At 66.1% G+C, this 12,950-nt stretch carries 8 protein-coding genes and 5 pseudogenes; 6 read left to right on the forward strand and 7 right to left on the reverse strand.

The annotated features are described in order from the left end of the window. The first annotated feature begins 1 nt into the window (after position 1). A complete protein-coding gene (locus BA062_RS26935; RefSeq protein ID WP_236808369.1) occupies positions 2 to 1,810 on the forward strand; it encodes an acyl-CoA synthetase in 1,809 nt (602 codons plus the stop codon). Positions 1,811 to 1,905: 95 nt separating this feature from the next. On the opposite strand, the gene BA062_RS26940 is transcribed toward BA062_RS26935, so the two are convergent. From BA062_RS26940 to BA062_RS26960, 5 genes and pseudogenes are all read right to left on the reverse strand, one after another. Beyond that, positions 1,906 to 3,420: an IS1634 family transposase gene (locus BA062_RS26940; RefSeq protein WP_418190756.1), complete on the reverse strand. Its 1,515-nt coding sequence runs from the start codon at positions 3,418 to 3,420 to the stop codon at positions 1,906 to 1,908. A 64-nt stretch (positions 3,421 to 3,484) separates the two neighbouring features. Then, positions 3,485 to 3,987: pseudogene (locus BA062_RS26945) on the reverse strand (transposase); the annotation flags it as partial. Between the two features lie 105 nt (positions 3,988 to 4,092). Continuing rightward, the gene (gene ltrA / locus BA062_RS26950; protein ID WP_199542766.1) at positions 4,093 to 5,547 is read right to left on the reverse strand and encodes a group II intron reverse transcriptase/maturase; all 1,455 of its coding nucleotides are present in this window, start codon (positions 5,545 to 5,547) and stop codon (positions 4,093 to 4,095) included. Positions 5,548 to 6,120: 573 nt separating this feature from the next. Next, positions 6,121 to 6,957, reverse strand: a pseudogene (locus BA062_RS26955) (IS256 family transposase); the annotation flags it as partial. Positions 6,958 to 6,992: 35 nt separating this feature from the next. Further along, the gene (locus tag BA062_RS26960) at positions 6,993 to 7,382 is read right to left on the reverse strand and encodes a hypothetical protein (protein ID WP_199542763.1); all 390 of its coding nucleotides are present in this window, start codon (positions 7,380 to 7,382) and stop codon (positions 6,993 to 6,995) included. 75 nt (positions 7,383 to 7,457) lie between these two features. On the opposite strand from BA062_RS26960, the pseudogene BA062_RS41435 reads away from it, so the two are divergent. The 5 genes and pseudogenes from BA062_RS41435 to BA062_RS41445 all read left to right on the forward strand — a co-directional run. Then, positions 7,458 to 7,757: pseudogene (locus BA062_RS41435) on the forward strand (enoyl-CoA hydratase-related protein); the annotation flags it as partial. A 26-nt stretch (positions 7,758 to 7,783) separates the two neighbouring features. Continuing rightward, positions 7,784 to 8,233, forward strand: a complete 450-nt coding sequence (locus BA062_RS41065; protein ID WP_110341435.1) for an enoyl-CoA hydratase-related protein — start codon at positions 7,784 to 7,786, stop codon at positions 8,231 to 8,233. A 5-nt stretch (positions 8,234 to 8,238) separates the two neighbouring features. Then, positions 8,239 to 8,460, forward strand: a pseudogene (locus BA062_RS41440) (enoyl-CoA hydratase-related protein); the annotation flags it as partial. Between the two features lie 515 nt (positions 8,461 to 8,975). After that, positions 8,976 to 9,299, forward strand: a complete 324-nt coding sequence (locus tag BA062_RS26980; RefSeq protein ID WP_255565695.1) for an enoyl-CoA hydratase/isomerase family protein — start codon at positions 8,976 to 8,978, stop codon at positions 9,297 to 9,299. A gap of 30 nt (positions 9,300 to 9,329) precedes the next feature. Beyond that, positions 9,330 to 10,297: pseudogene (locus BA062_RS41445) on the forward strand (CoA transferase); the annotation flags it as partial. Between the two features lie 570 nt (positions 10,298 to 10,867). On the opposite strand, the gene BA062_RS26990 reads toward BA062_RS41445, so the two are convergent. Both BA062_RS26990 and BA062_RS26995 read right to left on the reverse strand, forming a co-directional pair. Continuing rightward, positions 10,868 to 12,499, reverse strand: coding sequence for a long-chain fatty acid--CoA ligase (locus BA062_RS26990; protein WP_110341443.1), 1,632 nt, complete (start codon positions 12,497 to 12,499; stop codon positions 10,868 to 10,870). An 11-nt stretch (positions 12,500 to 12,510) separates the two neighbouring features. Next, positions 12,511 to 12,918: an SCP2 sterol-binding domain-containing protein gene (locus BA062_RS26995; RefSeq protein ID WP_110341445.1), complete on the reverse strand. Its 408-nt coding sequence runs from the start codon at positions 12,916 to 12,918 to the stop codon at positions 12,511 to 12,513. Positions 12,919 to 12,950: the final 32 nt, after the last annotated feature.

A 12,950-nucleotide genomic window follows, 5' to 3' on the forward strand; every position in this document is an offset into this window, starting at 1 on the left:
CGTGTTCGACGTGACCGAGACAGCAAGCCCGCGCCCAACCGGCAGCGGTCTCCGCCCGGCCGGTGACCATGCTCGATCCAGACCTTCGGCGGCGACGAGTCGGTCCCCGAGTGTGGCGTTCCGAAATCGTGGCGACCCGCCGACCGACGCGAACCGTTCCGGCAGCCCAGACATGACCGATGAACAGACCTGCCCACGATCTCGCCCCCGCGCCGTGGTACCGCGCGGGGCGACTACCAACCGGAGACACACGATGAACCGAGGAATCGGCGCCTGGGTCACCAAACGCGCCTTTCTGCAAGGCGACTCGAAAGCCTTCGTTGCGGGCGAGCGCACTTTCACCTACGCGGACGCCGACCGGCGGACCGATCAGCTGGCCTCGGCGCTCGCCGGACTCGGCGTGCGCAGGGGCGACCGGGTCGCCGCGTTGATGGTCAACTCGGTGGAGTTCCTCGAGACGCTGCTGGCCTGCGCGAAACTCGGCGCGATCATGGTGCCGATCAACGTGCGGTTGGCCGCCATGGAGGTCGGTTTCATTCTCGGCGATTCCGGCGCGGACGTGCTCGTGTTCAACGGCCAGTTCACCGACATCGTGCGCGGCGCCCTGACCGAACCCGGCGTGCGGGTACGCCACACGGTCCAGGTGGGCGACGGCGGGTACGAAGACGGCCTGGCCTACGACGAGCTGCTGGCCAGCGGGCCGGCGGACTTCGCCGCGGCGGACGTCGCCGGAACTGACACCGCCATGTTGATGTACACCTCCGGGACCACCGGACGCCCCAAGGGGGCCATGCTCACCCACGACAACTTGCTCTGGAACGCGATCAACGTGCTCGGCACCGAGCACCCGCTTTCCTCGCGCGACGTGACGGTCACGGTGGCCCCGATGTTCCACATCGGCGGACTCGGCGTGCACTCACTGCCGCTGCTCTACGTCGGTGGCACGAACGTGATCCTGCCCAACTTCGACCCGGTCGGCACGCTCACGGCCATGGCCGAGCACCGCGCAACGGTCCAGTTCATGGTGCCGGCGATGTGGGTCGCGATCACTCAGGTACCGAACTTCGGCTCCTACGACCTGTCGTCCCTGGAACTGGCCATGGGAGGCGGAGCTCCATGTCCACTGCCCATGATCGAGTTCCTCAACGAGCGAGGCGTCCCGTTCATCGAGGGCTTCGGCATGACCGAGACCGCGCCGCTGGTCTCCATACTCGACTCGGCCCACGCGAGGAGCAAGGCCGGGTCGATCGGGCGGGTCGCGATGCACGTCGAAGCCCGCATCGTCGATGACGGCGACCGGGACGTCCCGACGAACACCGTCGGCGAACTGGTCCTTCGCGGTCCTAACATCTTCGCTGGCTACTGGATGCGCCCCGAGGCCACCGCCGAGGCCTTCCGCAACGGCTGGTTCCACACCGGTGATCTCGGGCGAATGGACGAGGAAGGCTACATCACCCTGGTCGACCGGAAGAAAGACATGATCATCTCCGGTGGTGAGAACGTCTATCCTATCGAGGTCGAGCAGGTGTTGTTCAAGCACCCCAAGGTCGCCGACGCCGCAGTGGTCGGCGGTCCCGATCCGCGATGGGGCGAGCGAGTGGTGGCCGTCGTCGTACCCGACCCCGCGGCCGGGCGGGACCCGGCCCCGGAAGAACTCGTCACCTGGTGCCGCGAACGACTGGCGCACTTCAAGTGCCCGCGCGAGGTGCACTTCGTCGATGCCCTGCCGCGCAACGCCACCGGCAAACTACTCAAGACCGTGCTGCGGGAGAAGTACGCCGGTGTGACAGACGGCGTCGTGGTCCGCTGACCAGAAACCCTGGCCAAACGTCTGCGAAACAGGTTGCAACGGCGACCAAAGCTCTTCGCCAGCGAGGGTTGCAGTGCTTCCCGAGTTGGGCCAATTTAGTGCGTAGCGGCTCGGGCTTTGATCGCTTCGAGAACGTGCTGGATGTTGTCGGGTAGTGGGTCGGCTGCCGTGATCACGTAGTCGCCGGCCTGGATATGGAGCGTGCGGTAGCGGCGGATGGTCTTGACGAACTTCTTGATGGACCAGCCGGTTGTGTCCTCGATCCAGCGGGAGACGGCCAGGGCGGCGAACACGATCGTCAGGTGCGCCTCGATCGAGTCCCTGGTGCGATGGAAGATCGGGCGTGCGGCCAGGTCCGATTTGGCCATGCGAAAGCTTTTCTCGATCTGAAACGGTTGGTGGTAGGCGCCGATGACCTGCTCGGGCGTGGGGTCTTCGATGTTGGTGACGTAGCCTTTGATCCCGGCCAGTGCCCGGGCCTTGGCCTCCAGGTCGAGGTCGCGGTTGACGGTCTTGGTGGCGTCGGTGAGCTTGACGAATCGGTTGCGCTTGATCGCGGTCTTGCCGGCCACGGCCTGCTCGGCTTTGCGGACCTGTTCGTCGATGCCTTTGAGCGTGCGCCGAGCTCGATCGTGCTTGTACTGGTAGTAGCGCACCTGGTCCTTGCGCTTATCAGTCGGCCCGGCCGGCCACGGCTGGGTGAACACTTGCCCGTCGGCGATCTCGGTGTCCGGGTGGGCCTTGCGCCACTCGGCGACGATGTAGGGGATCTCGGGGATCTTCATCCCGAGGATGAACGACAGGCCTGCGGCCTCGATGTCCTTCATGTTCTTCTCGGAGATCATCCCGGCGTCAGCGACGATGACCACATCTGTCAGGCGGTGGGCGGCCAGGAACGCCGTGATCGTAGGCAGCATGGTGGTGGTCTCGGCCGTGTTACCCTCGAACGCGTTGACCATCAACGGAAACCCCGTCGCGTCGGTCAGCAGCCCGACGGTGATTTGAGGTTCCAGGCGGCGTTCCTTGGAGAACCCGGACTCGCGGAACCCGTCCCCGGCGTCGGTCTCGAAGTACAGGGTCGCCACGTCGTAGAGCAGCAACGTCGCAGGCCCCAGACCAACATGATGGGCGCACAGCGCCGCCAGCCGCTCCCGCCACGCTTCGCCGGCATAGGCGTGCAGGCGCCGCTTGAGGGTCCGATACGACACCGGCGCGATGCCCGTCTCCTCCAGCACCCGCAGCGAGTCCAGCTTGCTGGTCGGCTCGATAATGCGCGCCAGCACCAGTTGCCGGAACACCTCGTCCCCGTCGGCGGCGGCATCGAACCCGAGGACCTCGTAGGCCAGCGAGAGCGCGTCCCACAAGTGCCCCATCCGCGAGGCTGTGATCGGCAACGGACCACCCGCCTCCGGCGGCGCATCGAGCCCCAGGTCGAGCTCGCCCTGCCCGGCGACGAGCCGCTGGCGAGCGACCGTCCGCAACAGCTCCAACTCCACATCGTCGTGGGCGGAGCTGATGTGCTCGATGTCGCGAGAGCCCTTATGGGAGGAGTGCACAATCTGCACCGCACGCGCCCCCGAGGCGGTCTTCACGGTCCGGACATAAGCCACCCGGCAACCCTAGAGCCGCGATTTAGTGCACAGATTCCACCCGACAACGCGACAAACCAGCAGGTCAGCGAACCACGGCGCAGATCAGGGGTCTGTCAGATGAACGGTGGATCTGATCTTGGTTCTCGTTGGTGGTCGGGTCGAGGCGTCCGGGGAAGGTGATCGCGAACGCGTTTAACGGCGCTTTCCAGCGCATCGTCCATCGTGCCTTGCCACGGCCGGTGGGGTCTAGAGATCGGGTGACGAGGTACAGGCACTTCAGCGCCGCGGCGTCGGAGGGGAAATGACCGCGGGCCTTGATGCCCGCCGGTAGCGGGCGTTGATCGACTCGATCGCGTTCGTGGTGCAGATGACCTTGCGAATCTCGACGTCGTATTCGAGGAACGGCACGAACTCGGCCCAGGCGTTGCGCCACAACGCCACGATCGCCGGGTACTTGTCCTGCCACTGCTTCGCGAACTCGTCGAACCGGTCGGTGGCCGCCTGCTCCGATGGCGCCGTGTAGATCGGCTTCAGACCTCGCACGATCGCATCCCGGTGTTGGCGTCCGGCATAGCGGAACGAGTGGGGTCGGCCCGCAGCGCGGTGCCGGTGTTGCCACCGGTCCGTTTGCGGGCCGCCCGCCGAACCCGGCGTGCCCGTTTCCGTGCACCGGGCTCTCCGCGAGTGCCGTTATGCCTTCTGGGCCGTCCACAGGTTCGGGATCTTCGCGCCCCGGAATCGGTAACGCTGGATGCTCACCGTTGCGGGTTGGAAGAGCCGGACGCCGTTGCTGGTGGGCCACCACTGGCCGGGGCCGTAGTAGCGGCGGATGATCCACCGCGCGTTCCGGTTCGGATGCTTGTTGCGCAGCCAGCGCCAGACCCTCCACCACAGATGGTGGTCGAGAGCGCCGAACGCCCGGCTGGACGCGCCGTGCCGGAAGTAGAAGGCCCAGCCGCGGGTTATCTGTCCTAAACGAACGAACAGCTTGTCCGCGGGGAGGCTGGTGGTCTGTCTGCCGGTGGCTGCGCTGACCTTGCGTCGAATCGTCGCCAGGGACGTCTTCGACGGATAGGTGTAGATCAGCCGCCGGTCGCTTCCTTTCTGCCGGTGTCGCTGGATTTGAAACCCGAGAAAGTCGACGCCCTCGTCGATGCCGGTCACCCGGGTCTTGTCGGGCGCCAGCCGCAACCCGACCTGGTCCAGGACCGTTTCGATCTCCCCGTAGAGGTTCTCGGCGTGCTGCCGGGTGCCGAAGACCATCACCACGAAGTCGTCCGCATAGCGGATCAGGCAGTAGGTCGCGGCCCCGCGCCGGGTGGCTCGCCAGCGTTGGATCTGGGTGCCCATCGCCTCCCACCGGGCGCGGAAATGCTCGTCGAGAACACTCAAAGCGAGATTGGCCAGCAGCGGCGAGAGGATGCCGCCCTGAGGAGTTCCGGTGGTGGTGTCCCGGAAGTCACGCAACTCGTCCAGCAGGCCCGCCTTCAGGAACGCCTTGATCAGCGCCAGGACACGCCGGTCTCCGACACGAGTCCGCAGCCGGTCCATCAGGGCCGGGTGCGAGATTTCGTCGAAGCAGGCGGCGATATCGACCTCGAAGACCTGCTCGTAGCCGCGTGCGGCGTGAAAGCGGATCTCCTCGATGGCGTCCTGGCATCGGCATTGCGGGCGGAACCCGTAGCTGCACGGGTCGAAATCGGCCTCCAGGATAGGTTCCAACACCAGTTTCAAGGACGCCTGCACGACGCGGTCGCGCACCGTTGGGATCCCCAGGCGGCGGATTTTGCCGCCCGTCTTGGGGATCTGCGCGGTGCGCACCGGGGCTGGCCGGAACGAACGATTCTTCACCGAGGACCGCAGTTCGGTCAGGAAACCGGCCACGCCGCGTTCGCTGTTCTCGATCGACCACGCGGTTGCCCCGTCGATCCCGGCCGTCTTGGCGCCCTTGTTCTCCCGGACTCGGGTCCACGCCATGACGAGGAACGCCGGGTCCACCACGAGGTTGAACAGATCATCAAAGCGACGGCCCCGGTCGGCCGTCGCCCAACGGTGCAGTTTGGTCTGAATCCCCAGTACCCGCTCCCGGACCACCAGTGGGCGGTCGAGCAGAGCACCAATATTCACCGGTGCGTCTTCCGGCATGACAGCATCCTTCCCGCTCACATCGCTGCCGCCCTTCGCCATGTGACCGGCTCTCCCGGCCTCGGACTACTACGGTGGCTCCGCCCCGTCCCGGCCCGATCGGCCGGCAGCGGACCCAGCCTCACGTCACCGCATCGGACACACGGTCGCGCAAGGCAGGACCGGGACGGTTCCCGTGTTCACCTGTTACCGATCAACGAGTTAGGCGCCCAGCTATACCCGGCGGCCCTCGGGACTACGCCGCAGACCTTCATCCCGAACTGTCACGACCGACGGCTTCGATCATGACGGGAGGCCCCATCGAAACAGTGGGGACCACGCACCACGCCCCGGCCCAGATCCACCAGGCTCGAGCCGGTTCCTGCTAACGAGGCTTCACCGCTGGTTTCTCACGTGCACCTTCTCGTCTCGCTCGCCGGGCCCGCACCATCTGGCGGTACTGGCACGTCCCGGCTTTGTCAGGGCCGCTTCCACCCTTCCCCGCCACTCCGCGGATCAGGCTGCCCTCAGCTTCACCAAACCGCTGCGACGGCCCGGCGTCGAAGGTCTCTCACCTCCGATCGAAATAACAGGCGCCTCACGGCGCACGTTGCGGATCAGGTGGATGACGCACGTCTGCACGACCGCCCGCTCCCACACCGTGATGATGGTCTCCGGCAGCCCTTTCAGCCCGTCGCAGACCGCGATGCACACATCGGCAACGCCGCGGTTCTTGATCTCGGTCAACACGCTGAGCCAGAACTTGGCGCCCTCGCCGCCGTCTCCGGCCCACAGGCCGAGGATGTCACGTTCGCCGTTGACGGTAACGCCGATGGCGACATAGATGGGCCGGTTGGTGACCTGCCCGTCGCGGATCTTGACGTGGATCGCGTCGATGAACAGCACCGGATACACGCGGTCCAGTGGCCGGTTTGCCCACTCGGTCATCTCCGCGACGACCTTGTCGGTGATCCGCGAGATGGTGTCTTTGGAAACCTTCGCGCCGTAGACATCGTCGAAGTGTGCGGCGATCTCACCGGTGGTCAGGCCCTTCGCCGATAGCGACAGCACGATCTCATCGACACCGGTCAACCGGCGTTGCCGCTTGCGCACGATCTGCGGATCGAACGAGGAGTCGGTGTCGCGCGGCACCTCGATCTCCACCGGCCCGATCTCGGTCAGTACCGTTTTCGATCTGGTGCCGTTGCGGGAGTTCCCGCTGTCGCGGCCGGCCGGGTCGTGCTTGTCGTATCCCAGGTGCTCGGTCATCTCCGCGTCCAGCGCGGTTTCGAGCACATTCTTCGTCAGTTGGTTCAGCAGCCCGTCCGGCCCCACCAGGTCGACGCCCTGTTCCTTGGCCTGCGCGAGCAGCTGCTCCGCCAGCCGCTGCTGATCCACATCATCGGTCACGAGGTCCAGTGTTTCGGTCATGATCGATCCTTCCCGCCAAGCTCACGCCCGGCGTGTCAGACCAAGATCAGATCCACCGTTGTTCGGACAGTCCCGGACGGCCCAGATCGCCGAGCTCGGCGACCAGTTGCGTAATGAGTTTCCTTGCTGGGCCTCGCTTCTGGCCCGAAGTGCAGTAGCGAGCCGAGGCCGAAGGCCAGCGACCGCGGCGACGAACTTGGTCGAGGAGCAGTCCTTGCTCGTTTGCGGGCGAGTTCGCTGGTGCCGGGCCACTCGACGTGACCGAGCGCGCAGTGCAGGACGGTGATGCGATCGAGGACTCCCACGGCCTCGGCGAGGGTACAGACCTCGTCGAGCATTGCTTGTGAGTCCTTGCCGCCGCTGCTGTTGACGAGGATGACGTCATAGGCGGCGAGATTCGGCATTTCGGTGGTTGACGCGTGCATGAGTCACCTCTTCATCAACGTGACGCGATGGCGATCCTTAGTGGACGATCAGTGGAGTCGTTCGGCGGTGCGCGAATGGCGCGAGCGCCGGCCGACGCTCGCGCGATCGGTGTGTCAGCCCTCGAACGTGACGTCGCCCTGGACGCAGATGCGCAGTGGAACCGTGCGGTCGCCCGTGCCGCCGAGGACGGCCAGGTGGGCGTGATCGTGTTGACCGGCGCAGGAGAGCGAGCCTTCTCCGCCGGCGGTGACGTCGCCACCGAGAGCGCGCGGACGATCTCCGCCGCGGCAGGAGCCGACGCCTTCGACGAGAGGTGCGAACGGCTGTACCAGGCGTTGCGAGATTGCCTGAAACCGGTGATCGCCCGGGTGGACGGATACGCGATCAGGGCGGACACTACATGGCGTACATGTGCGACTTCACGATCTCCTCGGACCGGTCAGTGTTCGGGCAGAACGGGCCGCGCGTGGCCAGCACGGCCGAGGGATGGATCGTCAGCCACCTCTGGTCCGTCGTCGGCATGAAACGGGCCAAGGAGATCTGGATGTTGTGTCGGCGCCACGACGCTCAGCAAGCTCTCCAGTGGAGCTTGGTCAACTCGGTCGTACCGGCGGATGAACTCGACACCGAGGTCCGGCGCTGGTGCGACGAACTGCTGGCGTTGAGCCCCACGGTACTGAAGCTGGTGAAGAAGTCGTTCGACGACTCCCTGGCACCGGTTCGCAAGGCGCAGGACCGGTTCAAGATCCTCGACCAGGTCAACCCCGGCTTCTGGACTTGGGGTGAGCAGACCGAGGGCGCATCGGCGTTCCTGGAGAAGCGCGCCCCCGGCTTCTCCCCGTGGCGGTGAGTACGATGGGAACGCCCACGGAGAACGGCTACGTTCGGGTCAAGGTCGAACGGGCGGTCGCGGTCCTGACTGTCGACCGGCCACCCGCCAACGCGCTCGACCGGCAACTCGTGGACCAGCTCAGCCGGGCGGCCACCTCACTTGTGCGGCGGGGAGACGTCGGTGCCGTCGTGATCACCAGCACCCGGTCCAGGTTCATCGCCGGCGCCGACATCAAGATGTTGCGCGGGCTCGATGACTCATTGTTTCCGAGGTTCGTCAGCGCGATCCAGCGCGGTTTCGACGACTTGCAGCGGCTGCCGATGCCGAGGATCGCGGCGGTCAACGGTCCGGCCGTGGGTGGCGGGCTGGAGCTGGCCCTGGCCTGCGACCCGCGGTTCGTGGCCGAAGGGACCCGGCTGGGCCTGCCCGAGGTGCGGTTGAGGCTGCTTCCCGGGGCGGGCGGCACGCAGCGACTGGTAGAGGCCGTCGGTAAGGGCCCGACGCTAGAGTTGCTCTACACCGGTAGGGCGGTCACCCCCGAAGAGGGGTTGCGTCTCGGGCTAGTCGATCAAATGGTGCCGGCGGAACATGCGATCGGCTGGCAGACCTGGGCGGAGCTGGACGCGGCCCTGTCGGAGGTCAGTGAGGACAGCACGATCCGCGCACTGGTGCTCACCGGAGCCGCAGGCTGTTTCTCGGCGGGCGGGGACGTGAAACCTCCCCGTCCCGAGGCGAAGGCATCGGCGCCCCATCCGCCAGGTTGTCTGTCGGGGACCGCGCCCTCACCAGGCTGGCGCGCCTGTCGATGCCCACGATCGCCGCGGTGGAGGGCTTCGCGGTCGGCGTCGCCTGGAGCCTGGTGCGCTGCTGTGACCTCGTCGTCACCGCCGAAGACGCCTTCTCCGCGGCCCCGTTCCCCCAACGCGGGATGGCGCCCGACGGCGGGTTGGCCTGGTTTCTCACCCGCAGTCTGGGCCCAACCCGCGCGGCTGAACTACTGATGCTCGGTGAACGGTTCCCGGCTCCTACCGCGGCCGCGGCCGGACTGGTCAACCGCGTGGTGCTTATGGAGAAGCATGGGTAAGCGCGGCGTACTGGACGGGGTGCGAGTGTTCGACGCGCATCCCAACTGCTGCCGGGACCGTGGGCGGCGCAGGTGCTCGGCGACCTCGGTGCCGAGGTGACCAAGGTGGAGCCGCCGGGCAGGGACGGCGGCCGGCTGATCCGCGGTGAGCTATTCGCCGCGGCAAACCGCAACAAACACGGCGTGGTCATCGACCTCAAGACCCTGGCAGGCCAGGCCGAGTTCCTCGACTTGGCGCGGGAGCACGACGTGCTCGTCGAGGGCTTCCGACCGGGCGTGATGAACGAGCTCGGCGTCGGCACGAACGCGTCGCCGAGATCAATCCCGGCATCGTGTACCGCTCCATCTCCGGCTACGGCAGCCGCGGCGAGCAACTGCCCGGCCACGACATCAACTACCTCGCTGCATCCGGCACACTGTCGTTCAGCGGGCGCTGGAGCCAGGAACCACGCCGAGGCGTGCCGATGGCCGACCTCGGCTCGTCGTGCTTCGCCTCATCGCGATCTTGTCGGCCCTGTACGAACGGGCCCCATACCAGCCTAGGCTGCCACCTCGACGTGAGCATGACCGACGTGATGACCGCGTGGGCCGCCGCGCGCGGCGGCCCACCGCTGGAGCGCGGCGCGGACGACCGGCGCCACCTCTACCCCACCAACGATGTCTCCGCGACCGCCGACGGGGCGCTGGCTCGCCCTCGGCGCCGTCGACGAGCGGTTCTGGGCGCCGACCCGCGCGGTGCTCGCGACCATCGAGCCTGCGTTCGCCGACACGCGGTTCCCAGGCCTGGGGAACCAGCTGCGACATGGCGACGAGCTACACGCGCTGCTGCACCGCACATTCGCCACCCGCGACCGGACACCCGGCTCGTGCTGTTCGCCGGAACCGACGCACCGGTCAGCCCGGTCCGCGCGCTCACCGAGGTGGCCGAGAACAGCGACCTGGGTGCGGACGTTGGACGGAGAACGGCACGTCGTGTTCCCGGTACGACGCGACGGTGAAGCCATGGGACAGCTACGGAACTCCGCGCCGACGTGGAAGGGAGTCTGATGTGGATTCCGCGTTGCCAGGAACCAGGAACGGATTAGCGAAGGCATCCGGTACGTCGCGAACTGGTTCGATGACTATTGGTCCGCTCGGGACCGGCTCGACGGATCAACCACCACGCGACCACACCGCGCACCACGTCGAGCGCCACTCCTGGCAGATCGCGGTGCAGCCAGCAAGCGGTGGCTGTGCCCCCGTTCCCGCTGAAGGAGCTGTCGCGTGTCATACTTCAGGTCGGGTTACGTGTCGCAGTCGTGGGGGACACCTGGGCGGTCCAGGGTCGTGCGCCGCGCCTCCGTATGTCGGCGCGGCGCACCCGGGCAGTGCGGGGCGAGCGGCTGTAACTCGGCTCTCTGCTTGGGTTGACGCTACTGGATATCAATCCTCGGTGCTACTTCGCGCCACGGTCGGGGTCTCATGGTCGATGCCCGGTGACATGCCGACAGGTAGCTCACACCTCATCGTTGGTGAGCTCCGCCAGCCGCAGCCGGAACCATCGACACTGCTCCTGATGACGAACGAAGCTATTCGTATACTTCGTTCACCGCCAGCCTGCCATCCGAGTGGATACGGCGTAGAGCCTTCTTGTCGAACTTGCCGACGCTCGTGCGCGGGACCTGGTCAACGAATGCCCATCGTTCCGGCAGCCACCACTTCGGAACCTTGTCGGCCAACCACGACCGCAGCTGGTCGGCAGTCGTCTCAGTGCCGTCTCGAAGCACCACGGCGGCAAGGGGTCGCTCCTGCCACTTGGGGTCGGATACGGCGATGACCGCTGCCTCGACGACGTCGGGATGGCCCATAAGCAGATTTTCCAGCTCAACCGAGGAGATCCACTCGCCACCGGACTTGATGACGTCCTTGGCCCGGTCGGTTAGGGTGAGGAACCCGTCCGGGCTGATGTTCCCGACATCGCCGGTTCGCAGCCAGCCGTCGTGGAACCTGTCCTCGGCTTCGACACGATAGTACGACCCGGTAACCCACGGACCACGCACCTCCAACTCGCCGACCGCCTTGCCGTCGCGCGGGAGCACCCTGTCGTCGTCGTCCACCAGCCTGAGTTCGACGCCGCAAACTGGCCGTCCTTGAGTGGCCCGGTACCGCATTCGGTCTTCCCCTTCGGCGGCGGCCGGGGGCGTCGCGATTGCGCCAAGCGGCGAAGTCTCGGTCATGCCCCATGCCTGCACGATCGTGACGCCGAACCTCTGCTCGAACGACTCCATCAACGCTCTCGGCACCGCCGAACCACCGCAAGCGACCAGGCGCAACGAGGAGAGGTCGATGTCCGGGTTTCGATCGACATGATGCAAGAGGTCATTCCAGATGGTGGGCACAGCGCCGGCAAGCGTCGGGCGCTGCGCCTGGATGATGTCCGCCAGAGGTTCTGCTTGCAGGAATCGGTCAGGTAGCAGCAGGTCCGCGCCAGCCATCAACGCCGCGTAAGGCAGGCCCCATGCGTTGGCGTGGAACATCGGAACCACCGGAAGCACTCGATCGGGTTCCGCGATGCCGAATGCGTTCCCGGAACACGCGGCCATCGAGTGTAGGTACATCGACCGGTGGCTGTACACGACGCCTTTGGGATCGCCGGTCGTGCCACTGGTGTAGCACATCGCCGCCGCCGCGTTCTCGTCACCGTCCAGCCAGGGAAACTCGGACGACTCGCCAGCCAGCACATCCTCGTAACGCAGCACCTCCTTGCCGCATCCCGCCAAGGAGGTGATGTCACCTTCTCCGGTCACGAGCACGAACCGCACGGTGTCGAGGCTGGGGAGAACCTTGGCCATCAGTGGGATGAGCGACGAGTCAACGATGACCGCCCGGTCTTCGGCGTGTGTGGCGATGAACCGAATCTGTTCGGGCGACAGCCGGATGTTGAGGGTGTGTAGCACGGCGCCCATTGATGGGATCGCCGCATAGGCCTCCAGGTGCTCCTGGTTGTTCCATTGGAACGTCGCGACCCGGTCGTCGTCGGCGACACCGAGGCGACGCAACGCGTTCGCCAGCTTGCCACACCGCTCGCCCAGTTCGCGGTAGGAAACCCGCCTGACGCCGTCACCGGTAGCCGTGAGGACTCCACGATCGCCGTGGTTCTGCACCACGTGCCGCAGGATCGAGGACACCGTCAGCGGTGTTGTCTGCATGGTGCTGAGCATGGTGACCTCCGTTACGCCGAAAGCAGGTCCTGTCGACCGTCCGCTTCCAGCATCTCACGATATGCCGGGAACAGGGACTTCGCGGCGGGCACAAGTTTCAGGACCTTCGAAGTCGGTCCCTTAGCGCGGACCTTGCCCTTCGCCAACGCGGTCGCGAGGTTGAGTTCGCCGAGCCAGAACCGGTTTCCGTCGTCGGCTGTCATGAACAGTTCCACAACGGGCTTGAGATCGGTGGCGCCCGCGTACACTTTGCCGTTCGGCATGTCGACCGTGACGACCGCGTCGGGATCGGTGTACGTGATCTGCAGGATCACCCCTGAGCCCGACAGTTTTGGGCCGATCTTGGGATCGGCGAGCCCCTTCTCGAAGACCCCTCCGATGTACTTGTGAACTTCCGCCTCGTCCTTGAACACGCCCATTGCGATTTCCTTTCTTGTGGTGTGAGCCTCTG

It is taken from the genome of Prauserella flavalba, assembly GCF_003202235.1.
Taxonomy (GTDB): domain Bacteria; phylum Actinomycetota; class Actinomycetes; order Mycobacteriales; family Pseudonocardiaceae; genus Prauserella_A; species Prauserella_A flavalba.